The organism is Longimicrobium sp. (assembly GCF_036554565.1).
Taxonomy (GTDB): Bacteria; Gemmatimonadota; Gemmatimonadetes; order Longimicrobiales; family Longimicrobiaceae; genus Longimicrobium.
Window position 1 is genome coordinate 1 of sequence record NZ_DATBNB010000370.1, and the last position, 17,659, is coordinate 17,659.

Genomic DNA, 17,659 nt, shown 5'->3' on the forward strand with positions numbered 1-17,659 from the left:
AGCTCGCCGTAGGTGAGCGACACGTCGCGGAAGCGCACGGCCACCGCCCCCGGCGTGCGCGCCGCCTGCTCCTCGAACAACTCGTGGATGCACCGCTCCGCCGGATACTGCGCTTCGGTCCGGTTCCACTCCTCCAGCACAAGCGCGCGCTCCCCGTCGCCGAGCAGTTCCAGCCGCGAGAGCTGCACGTCCGCATCCCCGACGACCTGCTCCAGCACCCGCTCCAGGTGGCCGAGCATCCGCACGACCGTGCCGCGCTCGAAGAGGTCAGTGCTGTAGTTCAGCGCGCCATGCAGCCCCTGGGCAGTCGCCGTCAGGGCCAGCGAGAGATCGAACTTGGCGCTCTCGAGCTCCGCATCGACTCCGCCGACCCTCAGCCCGGGAAGAGCGCTTCCCCCGGCGACGTTCCCGGCGTTCTGCACCGTGAACATCACCTGGAAGAGCGGCGAGTGGCTCAGGCTCCGCTCCGGCTGCAGCTCGGCCACCAGCTTTTCGAAGGGCACCTCCTGGTGCTCGTACGCACCCAGCGTCGCCTCGCGCACCTGCCGCAGCACGCCGCGGAAGCTCGGATCTCCCGAGAGGTCGGTACGCAGCACCAGCGTGTTGACGAAGAAGCCGATCAGCGCCTCCACCTCCTCGCGCGTCCGTCCGGCGATGGGGCTTCCCACTACCACGTCGTCGCTGCCGGCGTACCGGCCCAGCAGCACCTGGAACGCGGCCAGCAGCGTCATGTACAGCGTGGCGCCCTCGCCGCGCCCCAGCGCCCGCACCCGCTCCAGGAGCTCCGGCGAGAGCTCCACCGGCACCGTCGCGCCCCGGAACGTCTGCACCGCCGGGCGCGGATGGTCCGTCGGCAGCTCCAGCAGCCCCGGCGCGCCCGCCAGGTGCTCCTTCCAGTACGCCAGCTGCCGGTCCAGCACCGCTCCCGCCAGCTGCTGGCGCTGCCACACCGCGTAGTCGGCGTACTGCACCGCCAGCTCCGGCAGCGGCGATTCCCGTCCGTCGCGATACGCCGCGTACAGTGCCGACAGCTCCCGGACGAGCACCCCCATGCTCCACCCGTCGCTGACGATGTGGTGCATGGAAACCAGCAGCACGTGGTCTTCATCGCCCAGCCGCAGCAGCGTCGCACGAAACAGCGGCCCCGCGGCGAGGTCGAACGGCCGTGCCGCCTCTTCCCCGGCGCGCCGAGCCACGGCCGCCTCGCGATCCGCCTCGCCCAGTGCCGACAGGTCCTCCACCGGCAGGGCAAAGGCGCGGAAGGGGGCGATCACCTGCACCGGCAGGCCGTCCACCTCGGCGAACACCGTCCGCAGTACCTCGTGGCGCCGGACGATCTCGCCCAGGCTCCGCTCCAGCGCCGCCTCGTCCAGCGCACCCCCCAGGCGCCATGCCACGGGAACGTGGTAGGTGGCGCTTCCCGGCTCCAGCCGGTCGATGAACCAGAGCCGCTCCTGCGCAAAGGACAGCGGCAGCGCTCTCGTGCGCTCCACCGGCACCACGGGCGGCAGCACCGGGAGCTCCGCCCGGCGCATCTCCTCCACCCACCGCGCCAGCTCCGCCACCGTGGGCCCCTCGAAGAGCGCCCTCAGCGGCACCTCTACGCCGAACACCTCGCGAATGCGCGAAACCACCCGGGTCGCAAGCAGCGAGTGCCCGCCCACCTCGAAGAAGTTTTCCTTTACCCCCACCCGGTCCAGGCGCAGCACCTCGGCCCAGATCCCCGCCAGCACCTCCTCCACGGGCGTGCTCGGAGTGGCGGATGGGTCCTCCGCCGCACCCAGCTCCGGCGCGGGAAGTGCCCGCACGTCCAGCTTTCCGTTCGGCGTCAGCGGGATGCGCTCGAGCGCGACGAACGCCGCCGGCACCATGTACTCCGGAAGGCTCTGCCGCAGGTGCGCGCGCAGTCCGTCCGCATCCACACTCCCCACGACGTACGCCACCAGCCGCTTCTCGCCCGACGCATCGTCGCTCACGATCACCCGCGCCTCGCGCACCTCCGCATGCGCCGAAAGCACCGCCTCGATCTCCCCCGGCTCGATACGGAAGCCGCGCACCTTCACCTGCTCGTCCACCCTGCCGATGAACTCCAGACGCCCATTCGCCTTCCACCGCAGCCGGTCGCCGGTGCGGTACATCCGCGTCCCTGCCTCCGCGGCAAACGGGTCGGCAACGAAGCGCTCCGCCGTCAGCCCCGGACGGTCCAGGTAGCCGCGCACCACGCCGTCGCCGCCCACGTACGCCTCGCCGGGCACGCCCACAGGCACCGGGTTCAGCGCGGCATCGAGCAGGTAGATCCGCTGGTTGCCGGTGGGGCGGCCCACGGAAACCGTGAGCGCGTCCTCGGCCACGTGCGCCACCTGCTCCCACGAGCACCAGGCGGTCGTCTCGGTGGGACCGTACATGTGCAGCAGCCGCTCGGGACCGCCCGCCTTCAGCAGCCGGCGCACGCTGTCGGCATCCACGGCCTGCCCGCCGAAAAGCACCTCGCGCAGCGGGGAGAAGACGTCCGGCTGCTCGCGCGAGAGCTGGTTGAGCAGCGCGGTCGTCTGGTAGAGCGTGGTGATGCGCTCCTCGCGAAGCATCTCGCGAAACGTGGGCGGCGAGAGGAGAACGTCGCGGGGGATGCCGACCAGGGTGGCGCCGTTCAGGAACGCGCCCCAGGCCTCGAACGTCAGCGCGTCGAAGCTCGCGTTCGATGCCTGCGCGATGCGGTCTCCGGGGCCGAACCGCACGTAGTCGGTCTCGACGACGAGTTGCACGACGTGCCGGTGGGCCACCATCACGCCCTTGGGCTTTCCCGTGCTGCCGCTGGTGTAGACGATGTACGCCAGGTTCTCCGCCGTGGCCCCACCGCGAGGCGCGTCGATCGACTCCGACGCGAGGGCGGCCTGGTCCAGGTGGACGACGTCCAGGCCGCCGCCCGCCACCGCCGCCGACAGGCCGCCGCGGCTAAGGAGCACGCGAACGCTGCTGTCCGCGAGCATCAGGCGCAGCCGCTCGGGCGGATAGCCGGGGTCCAGCGGCACGTACGCGCCGCCCGCCTTGAGCACCGCGAGGATGGAGACGATCAGCTCCGCGCTGCGCTCCAGCAGCACGCCCACGCGAGCATCGGGTCCCACGCCCAGGCGGACGAGGTGGTGCGCCAACTGGTTCGACCGCGCGTCCAGCTCCGCGTACGTCAGCGACTCATCGCCCCAGACCAGCGCCACGGCACCGGGCCGCTCCCGCACCTGCGCCTCGAACAGCTCGTGGATGCACACGCCCCGCGGGTACGGGCGCTCCGTCCGGTTCCACGCTTCCAGCACCAGCGCCCGGTCCGCCTCGTCGAGAAGCTCCAGGCGCGACAGCCGCACGTCCGCGTCCGCGGCGACCTGCTCCAGCACCCGCGCCAGGTGGCCGACCATCCGCTCGGCCGTGCCGCGATCGAAGAGGTCGGTGGTGTAGTTCAGTGTTCCGCGCAAGCCGCGGGGTGTCGCCAAGAGCGTCAGGGAAAGATCGAACTTGGCCATCTCCAGGGCTGCACCGACGGCGCCGACCTCGAGGCCCGGAAGAGCGTCCGCCCGGCCCTCGGCAGTGTTCAGTGTGAAAACCACCTGGAACAGCGGCGAATGGCTCATCGACCGCTCGGGCTGCAGCTCGGCCACCAGCTTCTCGAAGGGCACCTCCTGGTGCGCATACGCGCCCAGCGTCGCCTCCCGCACCCGCCGCAGGGTCTCGCGGAAGCTCGGGTCGGCCGAGAGGTCGGTGCGCAGCACCAGCGTGTTGATGAAGAAGCCGATCAGGTCCTCCACCTCGCCGCGCGTGCGCCCCGCGAGCGGGCTCCCCACCACCACGTCGTCGCTGCCGGCGTACTTGCCGAGCAGCACCTGGAATGCGCCGAGCAACGTCATGTACAGCGTCGCGCCCTCGCTGCGCCCCAGCGCCTGCAGCCGCTCCAGCAGCTCCAGGGAGAGCTCCACCGGGATCGTCGCGCCGCGGTACGTCTGCAGAGGCGGGCGGGGGCGGTCCGTGGGCAGCTCCAGCAGCTCCGGCGCGCCCGCCAGCCGCTCCCGCCAATATGTGAGCTGCCGCTCCAGCACCCCTCCCGCCAGCTGCTCGCGCTGCCACACCGCATAGTCGGCGTACTGCACCGGCAGCTCCGGCAGCGGCGACCCACGCCCCTCGCGGTACGCCCCGTACAGCGAGGAAAGCTCGCGGTAGAGCACCCCCATGCTCCATCCGTCGCTGACGATGTGGTGCATCGACAGGAGCAGCACGTGATCCTCGGCGCCCAGCCGCAGCAGCAGCGCTCGGAAGAGCGGCCCCGCGGCCAGGTCGAACGGCTGAAGCGCCTCTTCATCGGCTCGCGCCCTGGCCGCCGCCTCCCGATCCGCCTCCCCCAGCGCCGACAGGTCCTCTACGGGCAGGGCGAACCCGGCGAAGGGCGCGATCACCTGCACCGGCGAGTCGCCCACCTCGCGGAAGACCGTCCGCAGCGCCTCGTGCCTGCGGACGATCTCGCCCAGGCTGCGCTCCAGCGCCGCCTCGTCCAGCGCGCCCACCAGGCGCAGCGCCGCGGGCATGTTGTACAGGGTGCTCCCCGGCTGCAGGCGGTCGATGAACCAGAGCCGCTCCTGCGCGAAGGACAGCGGCAGCGCCCCCGTGCGCTCCACCGGCACCACCGGCGGCAGCACGGGCGCCTCCGCGCGGCGCATCACCTCCACCCGCACCGCCAGCTCCGCCACCGTGGGTCCCTCGAAAAGCGCACGCAGCGGCAGCTCCACGGCGAATACGTCCCGGACGCGCGAGACCACCCGCGTGGCCAGCAGCGAGTGTCCGCCAAGCTCGAAGAAGCTGTCCTCCACCCCCACCCGCTCCAGGCGCAGCACCTCCGCCCAGATCTCCGCCAGCACCTCCTCCACCGGGGTGCGCGGAGCCACGTAGCGCTCCTCCGCCGGGGTGAAGTCCGGCGCCGGCAGCGCCTTGCGGTCCAGCTTGCCATTCGGCGTCAGCGGGAGCGCGTCCAGGAACACGAACGCGGAGGGGACCATGTACTCCGGGAGTTCCCGGAGCAGGTGCTCGCGCGCGGCTCCCGCCTCCATGCCGCCCACGACGTACGCCACCAGCCGCTTCTCGCCGGGCACGTCCTCACGGACCACGACCACACAGTCGGCGACTCCCCCGCTCCGCCGCAGCACCGCCTCGATCTCGCCCGGCTCGATGCGGAAACCGCGCACCTTGACCTGCTCGTCCACCCGGCCCAAGAATTCCAGCTCGCCCCGGGTCCACCGCACCCGGTCGCCCGTCCGATAGAGCCGCGCACCGGCGTCCCGCCCGAAGGGATCGGGGACGAACTTCTCCGCCGTCAGCCCCGGCCGGCCCAGGTAGCCGCGGGCCACCCCCACGCCGCCCACGTACAGCTCGCCAGCGACGCCGATCGGGGCCGGCCGCCCGCCCGCGTCCAGCACGTACACCCGCACGTTCTCCAGCGGGCGGCCGATCGCCGGGGCACGCCCGTTTGCCTCGCAATGGGCGGAGGTCGCGCAGACCGTGACCTCCGTCGGGCCGTAGGCGTTCACGAAGGTTCGGCCATCGCTCCACCGCTCCACCGTGGCGGCGTCCACCGCCTCGCCCGCGCTCACCACCGTGCGCAGCTCCGGCAGGTCGTCGGGGGGAAGGATGGCGAGCACCGAGGGCGGCAGGGTGGCCACGGTCACCCGCCCGCGCCGCAGTGTTTCCAGCAGCCCCTCCCCCGGAAGGAGCGCCTCGCGCGGCGCCATCACCAGAATGGCGCCGGCCAGTAGCGCGTCGAACACCTCCGCTACCGCCGCGTCGAAGGAGAACGACGCGAACTGCAGGACGCGGCTGCTGCCGTCGATTCCGAAGCGGCGGGCCTGCGCGTACGCCAGGTTGGGCACGCCGCGGTGCGGCACCATCACCCCCTTGGGCGTTCCCGTGCTGCCTGAGGTGTAGATGACGTACGCCAGCTGGCCGGGCCGTACGGAGGCGGCCGGAGCCTGGGCGCTCTCGGCCTCGATGCGCTCGCGGTCGGCTTCGAGGCAGACGACCTCGGCGATGTGGGGCGGGAGCCCCGCCGGCAGCGGCAGGCGTGTGAGCAGGAGCGGGGCGTTCGAGTCCGCGAGCATAAAGGACAGCCGCTCGGCGGGATAGGCAGGGTCCAGTGGCACGTACGCGCCCCCGGCCTTGAGCACGGCCAGGAGGGACACGACCAGCTCCGGGCTCCGCTCCAGGCAGATGCCCACGCGGGTTTCCGGGCCGATCCCGCGGCGCCGCAGGTGGTTCGCCAGCCGGTTGGCTCGCGCGTTCAGCTCCGCGTACGAGAGCGACTCGTCCTCGAAGCGCACGGCCACGGCGTCGGGCGTGCGCTCCGCCTGTTCGTCGAATAATTCGTGGATGGGGGAATCCGCGGGGTACTCCCCGTCCGTGCGATTCCACTCCTCCACCACCGTGCGGCGCTCCGCCTCCGGCAGCACGTCGAGGCTCCCGATCGCCCGCCCCGGAGCAAGCTCCAGCGCCTGGACCAGCCGCTCCAGTGCCGTGTGCATCATCCGGCACACCCGCTCCGCCTCCGCGGGGGCCGCCACCTGCGCGGTCAGAGAGAACTCCTCCCCCAGGTCGTCCACCGCGAGCACGACGGGGTAGTTCGTCCGCTCCTGTGCGCCGATGCGCCGAATGCCCTCCGTGGCCTGCGCCGCCTGTCCCTCCAGCGAACGCTTCGGCAAGGCGCCGTGGCGATAGTTCAACAGCGAGGTGAAGAGCGGCGCGGGTGCCGCCACGCCGCTGCAGCGCTGCGCCAGTGCCAGCGACGCGTGCTCGTGCCGGAGCAGGTCCGCCAGCAGGGCGTGCGTGCGCCGCACCGCCGCCGCAGCCCCTTCCTCCGCCACGCCGATGCGCACCGGCAGCGTGTTGATCATGGGGCCCATCACCCGGTCCGTCCCCTCCCCGCCCTGCATCCGGCCGAAGAGCACCGTCCCGAAGACCACGTCATTACGGCCGCTCAGCCGCGCCAGCACCTGCGCCCATGCCAGGTGGCACAGGCTCGCCGCGCCCACGCCCAGCGCCCGCGCCCGGCGGCGCAGACGGGCACCCAATTCGGACGCCACCGGAAGCCACGCCTCCTCGATCCCAAGTCCCTCGCCCCACACGTCCAGCATTCCGTACGGCGCCGTCGGCTCCTCCACGTCCTTCAGCATCGCGCGGAAGAACCGCTCGTGCTCCTCGCGGCTCACCCCCAGGCGCGCCCGCGCCACGTAGTTGCGGAAGGGCAGCGGCGCCGGCAGCTCCGACTCCTGACCCCGGAGGTGCGCCGCGATCTCTTCGCGCAGCACCTCCAGCGACTCGTGGTCTTCGGCCACGTGGTGCCAGAGCAGCAGCAGCAGCCACCGGCCACTCGTGCGGTCCTCGGCGATGCACGCGCGTAGCAGCGGCGCCCGGGTCAGGTCCATCCGGTAGTGCCGCGGGTCGTAGCGCCCCCACAGCTGCCGGGGCGCATCTCCTGCCTCCGCATCCAGCTGCACCTCGTCCACCGGGAGCGGCGCCTGCCGCCAAACGACCTGCACCGGCTCGCGCAGCCCCTCCCAGGCGAGTGCCGTGCGCAGGATGTCGTGGCGGTCGATCACCGCCTGCAGCGCCGCCAGGTACTGATCCAGGCGCGCGCGGGCGTCGAACACGGTCAGGCTCGACAGGAGGTACGGGTCCCCCTCCCGCGACAGCAGGTGATGGAAGAGGATCCCCTCCTGCAGCGCAGCCAGCGGGTAGATGTCCTGCACGTTCGCGGCTCCGCCCGGCACCCCCGCCACGACCCGGTCGATCTCCGCCTGGCTCAGCTCCACCAGGGGCAGCATCCCCGGCGTGATGGACACGCACCCGTCCGGGATCGCGTTCGCGGGGATCTCCATGTCCAGGGACGCTCCGCCCACGGCCAGCGCCAGCTCGGCCAGCACCGGCGTGGTGAACAGGGCCCGCACTTCCATGTACAGCCCCACCCGCCGCATCCGCTCGATCAGCCGGATCGCCAGGAGCGAGTGCCCGCCCAGCTCGAAGAAGTGGTCCCACCGGCCGACCCGGTCCACCCCGAGCACCTCGGCCCAGATCTCCGCCAGTGCCGCTTCCACCTCCCCCAGCGGTGCCTCGTAGCCGGCCCGCGCGTACGAACTCCCCTCGGGCGCCGGGAGCGCCTTGCGGTCCACCTTTCCGTTCGCGTTCAGCGGCAGCTGCTCCAGTGCCACGAAAGCCGCCGGCACCATGTACTCCGGCAGGCTCTGCCGCGCGTGCGCCCGCAGCGCCTCGGGTTCGGCGTCGCCGACGACGTACGCCACCAGCCGCTTGTCTCCCGGCTGGTCCTCGCGCATCATCACCCGGACGTGGCGCACCCCCGGGTACGCAGCGATCGCCGCCTCCACCTCGCCCGGCTCGATGCGGAAGCCGCGGATCTTCACCTGGTCGTCCAGTCGGCCCATGAACTCCAGCTTCCCCTCGGCCTTCCACCGCGCCCGGTCGCCGGTGCGGTACATCCGCCCGCCGGGCTCGGCGGCGAACGGGTCGGGGACGAAGCGCTCGGCCGTCAGCCCCGGCCGGCCCAGGTAGCCGCGCACCACCCCCGCGCCCCCGATGCACAGCTCGCCGGGAACGCCCACCGGCAGCGGTTCGCCCGCCGCGTCCAGGACGTAGGCCCGCGCGTTCGGGATGGGCCTGCCGATCAGCACCGTGGGCGCGTCTTCCGCCACCTCGCGCACCTCCTCGAGCGTGCACCACACGGTGGCCTCGGTGGGGCCGTACTCGTGCAGCACGAGCCCCGGCCTCCCGGAGCGCAGCATCTGGCGCACGCTCTCCGTTCCCACGGCCTCGGCGCCGAAGACCAGCTGGCGCAGGCTGGCGTAGACGTCTACCTGCTCCCGCACGTGCTGGTCGAAGAGCGCCGCCGTCTGGTACAGCGTGGTGATCCGCTGCTCGCGCAGCACCCGGCCGAGCGCGGGCGCCGACAGCAGCACGTCGGGGTCGATGCCCACCAGCGTGGCCCCGTTGAGCAGCGCGCCCCAGATCTCGAAGACGGCCGCGTCGAAGCTCACGTTCGACGCCTGCGCCACGCGGTCTCCGGGCTCCATGCGCATGTACTCGATGGCGCACGCCAGCTGCACCACCTCGCGGTGGGCCATCATCACGCCCTTGGGCCGCCCCGTGCTCCCGCTGGTGTAGAAGACGTAGGCCAGGTTCTGCGCCGACGCGTTCGCGGGCGGCGGATGATCCGGCCCGGCGGCGAGCCCCTCCGCCATCTGGTCCAGGCGAACGACGTGCAGGCCCGGGACGTCGATCTCTTCCCGGCCCAGGAGGACGCGCGCGCCGCTGTCGGCCAGCATGAGCTCCATCCGCTCGGCCGGGTAGCTGGTGTCGACGGGGACGCAGCAGCCGCCGGCCTTGAGCACGGCCAGCGTAGCCACCACGTTCTCCACGCTCCGCTCCAGGCGCAGCCCCACGCGGCTTTCCGGCCCCACCCCGAGCCCCGCCAGGTGGTGCGCCAGCCGGTTGGCGCGCGCGTCCAGCTCGCGGTACGTCAGCTCCTCGGCGCCCCAGGCCACGGCCACCGCGTTCGGCGTGCGCCCGGCCTGGGCCTCGAAGAGCTGGTGGATGCTCGCGTCTCGCAGATACTCCGCCTCGGTGCGATTCCACTCCACGACGACCCGGGCACGCTCCTCCGGCCCGGCGAGCGCCAGGCGCGAAAGGCGCACCTCCGGATCGGCGGCCACCTGCTCCAGCACCCGCTCCAGGTGCCCGAGCATCCGCTCGACGGTGCCGCGATCGAAGAGGTCGGTGCTGTAGTTCAGCTCTCCGCGCACGCCCCGGGGGGTGGCCACGAGGTCCAGGGAAAGATCGAACTTGGCGATCTCCATGGCCGCTCCGGCTCCGCGCACCTGGAGCCCCGCGAGACCATCTTCCCGCCCCCCCGCGGCGTTCTGGAGCGTGAACATCACCTGGACCAGGGGCGAGTAGCTGAGAGAGCGCTCCGGCTGAAGCTCGGCCACCAGCTTTTCGAAGGGCACCTCCTGGTGCTCGTACGCACCCACCGTCGCTTCCCGCACCCGCCGCAGCACCTCGCGGAAGGATGGGTCTCCCGAGAGATCGGTCCGCAGCACCAGCGTATTGACGAAGAAGCCGATCAGCTCCTCCACCTCGCGGCGCGTGCGCCCGGCGATGTCGCTGCCCACGACGATGTCGTCGCCACCTCCGTACTTGGAGAGCAGCACCTGGAAGGCGCCGAGCAGCGTCATGTACGGCGTCGCGCCCTCGCTCCGTCCCAGCGCATCCAGCCGCTCCACCAGTTCCGGGGCGAGCTCCACCGGAACCGACGCGCCGCGGAACGTCTGCACCGGCGGGCGGGGGCGGTCCGCGGGCAGCTCCAGCAGCTCCGGCGCTCCCCCCAGGCGCTCCCGCCAGTACGAGAGCTGCCGCTCCAGGGCGGCGCCGGCCAGCTGCTCGCGCTGCCACACCGCGTAGTCGGCGTACTGCACCGCCAGCTCCGGCAGCGGCGACTCGCGCCCCTCGCGATAGGCGGTGTACAGCGCCGACACTTCGCGATAGAGCACCCCCATGCTCCACCCGTCGCTGACGATGTGGTGCATGGAGAGCAGCAGCACGTGGTTCTCGGCGCCCAGCCGCAGCAGTGCCGCCCGGACCAGCGGTCCCGCCGCCAGATCGAACGGCCGCATCGCCTCGTCGGCGGCGCGGCGCCTCACCTCCGCCCTGCCCTCCGCCTCGCCGAGCCCCGACAGGTCCTCCACCGGCAGCGTGAAGCCGCCGAAGGGCGCGATCACCTGCACCGGGGAGCCATCCACCTCCCGGAACGTCGTGCGCAGCGCGTCGTGCCGCCGAACGACCTCGCCCAGCGCCCGCTCCAGCGCCCCCACGTCCAGCGCACCCCCCAGGTGCCATGCGCGGGGGACGTTGTAGGTGGCGCTCCCCGGCTCCAGCCGGTCGATGAACCAGAGCCGCTCCTGGGCGAAGGAGAGCGGAGCGCCGTCGCGTTTGGCGCGGGGGACGATGCCCGACGAGCGGACCTGCCCCTTGAGCATGGCCTCGATGAGCGCGCGCTTGGCGGCAGAAAGCTCCGGGCGCGGACGCTCGACCTTCGGTTCCGAGGCCATCTCAGACTCCTGCAACGGGATTGGACCGGGCCAGCTGCTCGGCCTCGAAATCGGACATGGCGGCTACTGCTTCATAGATGCTGCGCTCGATCTCGCCCGCCATGGCTTCCAGCGTGGGGCTCGCGAACACGGTGCGAATGGAGATTTCCTGGTTGAACGTGGCCCGCACCCGCGACACCACGCGCGTGGCCAGGAGAGAGTGCCCGCCCAGGTCGAAGAAGTTGTCGTGCACGCCCACGCGCTCCAGGCCCAGCACCTCCGCCCAGATCTCCGCCAGCACCTCCTCGACGGGGGTGCGCGGCGCGGCGTACGCGTCGTCCGGCGACGCGAGCTCGGGCGCGGGAAGCGCCTTGCGGTCCAGCTTGCCGTTGGGGGTCAGCGGCAGCGCCGCCAGCACCACGAACGCCGACGGCACCATGTACTCCGGCAGGCTCCGGCGCAGGTGCTCCCGCAACGCGTTCGCCTCCACGCCACCGGCCACGTACGCCACCAGCCGCTTCTCCCCGGGCACGTCTTCGCGGGCCACCACCACGCAGTCGGCGACTCCCTCGCTCCGCCGCAGCGCGCCCTCGATCTCGCCCAGCTCGATCCGGAAGCCCCGGATCTTCACCTGGTGGTCGATCCGTCCCACGAACTCCAGCGTACCGTCGCCCCGCCACCGCATCCGGTCGCCCGAGCGGTAGAGCCGCGCCCCCGGCTGGGCCGAGAACGGGTCGGGGACGAAGCGCTCGGCGGTCAGTGCCGGGCGCGCCAGGTACCCGCGCGTCACCTGCACCCCGCCGATGCACACCTCGCCCGGGGCGCCCACGGGAAGCGGCTCCCCCGCGGCGCCGAGCACGTAGACGCGGACGTTGGCCGTGCCCGCGCCCAGCGGGGGCGGGCGGGTGCCGTCCGCCGCCTCGAACACCGACATGCGGACGCTGGTCTCCGTGGGCCCGTAGCCGTTGAAGAAGCGCCGCCCCGGCGCCCAGCGCGCCACCAGCTCCCCGCCGCACACCTCGCCGCCCACCATCACCGCCCGCAGCACCGGGAGCGGAGCGCACGGGAGGGCCGCCAGCGCGCTGGGGGTGAACTTGGCGTGCGTCACCCGCTCGCGTTCCAGCAGCGACACCAGCTCGTCGCCGGGGATCAGCGCCTCGCGCGGCGCCACCACCAGGGCGGCGCCCGTGGCCAGCGCGGTGAAGATGTCCATCACCGAAGCGTCGAAGTGCAGCGGCGCGAACAGGAGCACGCGGTGCCCGGGAGCGATCTCGTAGATGCGGGAAAAGGCCGCCACGGCGTTGCACACCCCGCCGTGCTCCGCCAGCACCCCCTTGGGCAGCCCCGTGGAGCCGGAGGTGTAGACGACGTACGCCAGGTTGCGCGGCGTCACCCCGGCCGCAGGCCGCGTGGCGGGGAAGCGCGCCAGCTCCTCGCCCGCCTGCACCACCGTGCGCCCCGCCGTCCAGGGACGTGCGGCCTCGGCGCCGCCGGCGACCACCACCCGCACCGACGCCTCGTCGAGCATGAAGGCGATGCGCTCGTCGGGCGCGGCCAGGTCCGCGGCCACGTAGGCGCCGCCCGCCTTCAGGATGCCCAGCAGCGCGGCGATCGCGTCCGGCGACGGCTCCACGCAGAGCGCCACCCGGTCCTCCGGCCGCACCCCCAGCGCGATCAGCTGGTGCGCCAGGCGATTGGCGCGGCGGTCCAGCTCGCCGTACGTCAGCGCGGCACCCTCGAAGACCACCGCCACCGCGCCGGGCGAGCGCGCCGCCTGCGCCTCGAACAGCTCGTGGAGGCACCGATCCGGAATCTCGGCCGCCGTCCGGTTCCACGCCTCCAGCACGAGCGTGCGCTCCGCCTTATCGAGCAGCTGCAGCCGCGAAAGCCGCACGTCCGCATCCGAGGCGACCTGCTCCAGCACCCGCGCCAGGTGGCCGAGCATCCGGTGCATCCTGCCGCGCTCGAACAGGTCCGTGCTGTAGTTCAGCTCGCCGCGCAGGCCCTGGGAGGTGGCCGCGAGCGTCAGGGAGAGGTCGAACTTGGCGCTCGCGAGCTCTGCGCCCACTCCGCTCACCGTCAGCCCCGGAAGAGCATCTCCCTGGCCTCCAGCATTCTGAAGGGTGAACAGCACCTGGAAGAGGGGCGAGTGGCTCAGCCTGCGCTCCGGCTGCAGCTCGGCCACCAGCTTCTCGAACGGCACCTCCTGGTTCTCGTACGCCTCGAGCGTCGCCTCGCGCACGCGCCGCAGCACCTCGCGGAAGCTCGGGTCTCCCCCAAGGTCGGTGCGCAGCACCAGCGTGTTGACGAAGAAGCCGATCAGTTCCTCCACCTCGCCGCGCGTGCGTCCGGCGATGGGGCTGCCCACCACCACGTCTTCGCTGCCGGCGTACTTGCCGAGCAGCACCTGAAAGGCACCCAGCAGCGTCATGTACAGCGTCGCGCCCTCGCTCCGTCCCAGCGCCTGCAAGCCCTCCAGCAGCTCCGGGGAAAGCTCCACCGGCACCGTCGCGCCCCGGTGCGTCTGCACCGGCGGACGGGGATGGTCCGTCGGCAGCTCCAGCAGCGCGGGGGCGTCCGCCAGCCGCTCCCGCCAGTACGAGAGCTGCCCGTCCAGCACCTCACCCCGCAGCTGCTCGCGCTGCCAGACGGAGTAGTCGGCGTACTGCACCGCCAGCTCCGGCAGCGGTGACTCCCCGCCCTCGAGATACGCCGCGTACAGCGACGACAGCTCGCGGTAGAGCACTCCCATGCTCCACCCGTCGCTGACGATGTGGTGCATGGAGAGCAGCAGCACGTGATCTTCGGAATCCAGCCGCAGCAGCGCCCCGCGGAACAGCGGTCCCGCCGCGAGATCGAACGGCCGCACCGCCTCCTCGCCGGCGCGCCGCCGAACCGCCGCCTCGCGATCCGCCTCGCCGAGCCCCGACAGGTCCTCGATCGGAAGCGAAAACCCGCCGAAGGGCGCGATCACCTGCACCGGCGAGCCGTCCATCACACGGAAGACGGTGCGCAGCGTTTCGTGACGCCGGATGATCTCGCCGAGCGCGCGCTCCAGCGCCGCCGCATCCAGCGCACCCCTGAGGCACCGTGCCACGGGGATGTTGTAGAGGGCGCTTCCCGGCTCCATCTGGTCGATGAACCAGAGCCGCTCCTGCGCAAAGGACAGCGGCAGCGGACCCGGGCGCTCGGTCCGCATCACCGGCGGCAGCACCGGCACTCCCGCGCGGCGCATCTCCTCCACGCGACGGGCCAGCTCCGCCACGGTCGGTCCCTCGAAGAGCGCCCGCAGCGGCACCTCTACTCCGAACACCTCCCGGATGCGCGAGACCACGCGCGTAGCCAGGAGCGAGTGCCCGCCTAGCTCGAAGAAGCTCTCCGTGACCCCCACCCGCTCCAGGCGCAGCACCTCCGCCCAGATCCCCGCCAGCACCTCTTCCACCGGCGTCCGCGGCGGTACGTACCGGTCCTCCGCTGACGCGAGCTCCGGGGCCGGCAGCGCCTTGCGGTCCAGCTTGCCGTTGGGCGTCAGCGGCAGCGCGTCCAGCAGGACGAACGCGGACGGCACCATGTACTCCGGCAGGCTCCGCCGTGCGTGCTCCCGCAGGGTGTCGGTCTCCACGGCACCCGCCACGTACGCCACCAGCCGCGTCTCGCCCGCCTCCGCGCGCGCCACGACTACGCAGTCGGCGACGCTTCCGTGGCTGCGCAGAACGGACTCGATCTCGCCCAGTTCGATGCGGAAGCCGCGCACCTTTACCTGGAAGTCCAGCCGCCCCAGGTACTCGATGGCGCCGTCCGCCCGCCACCGCGCCCGGTCGCCGGTGCGGTAGAGCCGTGCGCCGCCTTCGGCCGAGAACGGATCGGGGACGAAGCGCTCCGCCGTCATTGCCGGACGATCCAGGTAGCCGCGCGCCACCTGCACCCCGCCGATGTACAGCTCGCCCGGCACGCCTACGGGGACGGGCTCGAGCGCCGCGTCCAGCACGTACAGCCGCGTGTTCCAGACGGGCCGGCCGATCGGCACCACGTCGGTCTCGTCCTCGCGCGGGCAGGTCCAGCAGCTCACGTCCACGGCCGCTTCCGTCGGCCCGTACAGGTTGGTGAGCACCACGGGGCCGGCGAACCGGTCGTAGAAGCGCCGCACCAGCGCCGGCGGCAGCGCCTCGCCGCTGCAGACCACGTGGCGGAGCGACGCGCAGCGGCCGTCCTCCACCGCGTCGACGAACGGCTGCAGCATCGAGGGGACGAAGTGCAGCGTGGTCACCCGCTCGCGCTCGATCAGGTCGCGCAGGTATGCGGGATCGCGGTGGCCGTCCGGGCGCGCCATCACAAGCCGCGCCCCCTGCTGCAGCGGCCAGAAGAACTCCCATACCGACACGTCGAAGCCGAACGGCGTCTTCTGCAGCACCACGTCGTCCGCGCCTAGAAGGAAGTGCGACTGCATCCACACCAGGCGGTTCACCACGCCCCGGTGCTGGTTCATCACCCCCTTGGGACGGCCGGTGGAGCCGGAGGTGTAGATGACGTAGGCCAGCGAATCCGGCCCGGCGCCGCCCACCGGGTTCTCCGCACTCTCCGCCGCGATCTCCTCCGCTAGCGCGTCCACGGCCAGGACGGTGACGCCCTGGCGCGCGGGCACGACGTCGCGCAGGGCTGCCTGCACCAGCACCAGCGGCACGGCGCTGTCGTCCAGCATGTACGCCAGCCGCTCGGCGGGGAGGCCCGGGTCAAGCGGCACGTACGCGCCCCCGGCCTTCAGTACGGCCAGCAGGGAGACCACCATCTCCAGGCTGCGCTCCATCAGCACGCCCACCCGCACCTCGGCGCCCACGCCGTGGCGGACCAGGTGGTGCGCCAACTGGTTGGCGCGCGCATTCAGCTCGCGGTAGGTGAGCGACTCTTCCTCGAAACGCACGGCCACCGCGTCCGGCGGGCGCGCCACTTGCGCCTCGAACAGCTCGTGGATGCACCGGTCCGAGGGAATCTCCGCTTCGGTCCGATTCCACTCCTCCAGCACCAGCGCGCGCTCCGCTTCGCCGAGCAGGTTCAGGCGCGAAAGCCGCACGTCGATATCGTCGGCAACCTGCTCCAGAATCCGCTCCAGGTGGCCGAGCATCCGTTCGGCCGTGCCGCGCTCGAAGAGGTCGGTGTTGTAGTTCAGCGCGCCGTGCAGCCCCCGGGGGGTTGCCGCGAGCGTCAGGGACAGATCGAACGGCGCGTTCCCGAGCTCCGCACCGACTCCGCTCACGTTCAACCCCGGGATAGCGCTTCCCCGGCCCTCGGCGTCCTGCAGGGTGAACATCACCTGAAAGAGCGGGGAGTGGCTCAAGCTCCGCTCCGGCTGCAGCTCGGCCACCAGCTTCTCGAAAGGCACCTCCTGGTGCGCGTACGCGCCGAGCGTCGCCTCCCGTACCCGCCGCAGGGTCTCGCGGAAGCTCGGATCTCCACCGAGGTGGGTGCGCAGCACCAGCGTGTTGACGAAGAAGCCGATCAGCTCCTCCACCTCTCCCCGTGTGCGCCCGGCGATCGGGCTTCCCACCACCACGTCCTCGCTCCCGGCGTACTTGGAGAGGAGGACCTGGAAGGCGGACAGCAGAGTCATGTACAGCGTCGTCCCCTCGCTCCGCCCCAGCCGCTGGACACGCGCTAGCAGCTCCGGGGAGAGCTGCACCGGAACGGTCGCGCCCCGGTACGTCTGCACCGAGGGGCGGGGATGGTCCGTCGGCAGTTCCAGCAGTTCCGGCGCGCCCACAAGCCGGTCCTTCCAGTACGCCAGCTGCCTCTCCAGAACCTCGCCTTCCAGCTGCTCGCGCTGCCACACCGCGTAGTCGGCGTACTGCACCGGCAGCTCGGCGAGCGGCGACTCACGACCCTCGCGGTGGGCCTCGTACAGCGCCGACAGCTCGCGGAAGAGCACCCCCATGCTCCACCCGTCGCTGACGATGTGGTGCATCGACAGGAGCAGCACGTGATCCTCCGCACCCAGCCGCAGCAGCGCCGCACGGAAGAGCGGGCCCGCGGCGAGGTCGAAGGGCCGCGCCGCCTCCTCCTCGGCACGCCGCCTGACCGCCGCCTCGCGGTCCCCCTCGCCGACCCCCGCGAGGTCCTCCACCGGCAGGGCGAACCCGCCGAAGGGCGCGATCACCTGCACCGGTGAGCCGTCCACCTCGGCAAAAACCGTCCGCAGGGCCTCGTGGCGGCGGACGATCTCGCCCAGCGCGCGCTCCAGCGCCGCCGTGTCCAACGCACCCTCCAGGCGCCGTGCCACGAGGAGGTTGTAGACGGTGCTCCCCGGCTGCATCCGGTCGATGAACCAGAGCCGCTCCTGCGCGAAGGAGAGCGGGAGGGGACGATCACGATCGACAGGCGTGACTGGCTTCAGCGCCGGCACGTCCAGCGCACCCCCCAGCCGCCACGCCATGGGGACGTTGTAGACGACGCTTCCCGGCTCCAGCCGGTCGATGAACCAGAGCCGCTCCTGCGCGAAGGAGAGCGGCATCGTTCCCGTACGCTCCACCGGCATCACGGGCGACAGC

2 protein-coding genes are annotated in these 17,659 nt (G+C 72.2%); both read right to left on the reverse strand.

The window, feature by feature from the left end; all coding sequences use genetic code 11:
• The coding region (locus VIB55_RS10340) for an amino acid adenylation domain-containing protein (RefSeq protein WP_331876581.1) at positions 1-11,141 on the reverse strand (11,141 nt) is incomplete at its 3' end.
• 1 nt (position 11,142) lies between these two features.
• The gene (locus VIB55_RS10345; protein ID WP_331876582.1) at positions 11,143-17,622 is read right to left on the reverse strand and encodes an amino acid adenylation domain-containing protein; all 6,480 of its coding nucleotides are present in this window, start codon (positions 17,620-17,622) and stop codon (positions 11,143-11,145) included.
• Positions 17,623-17,659: the final 37 nt, after the last annotated feature.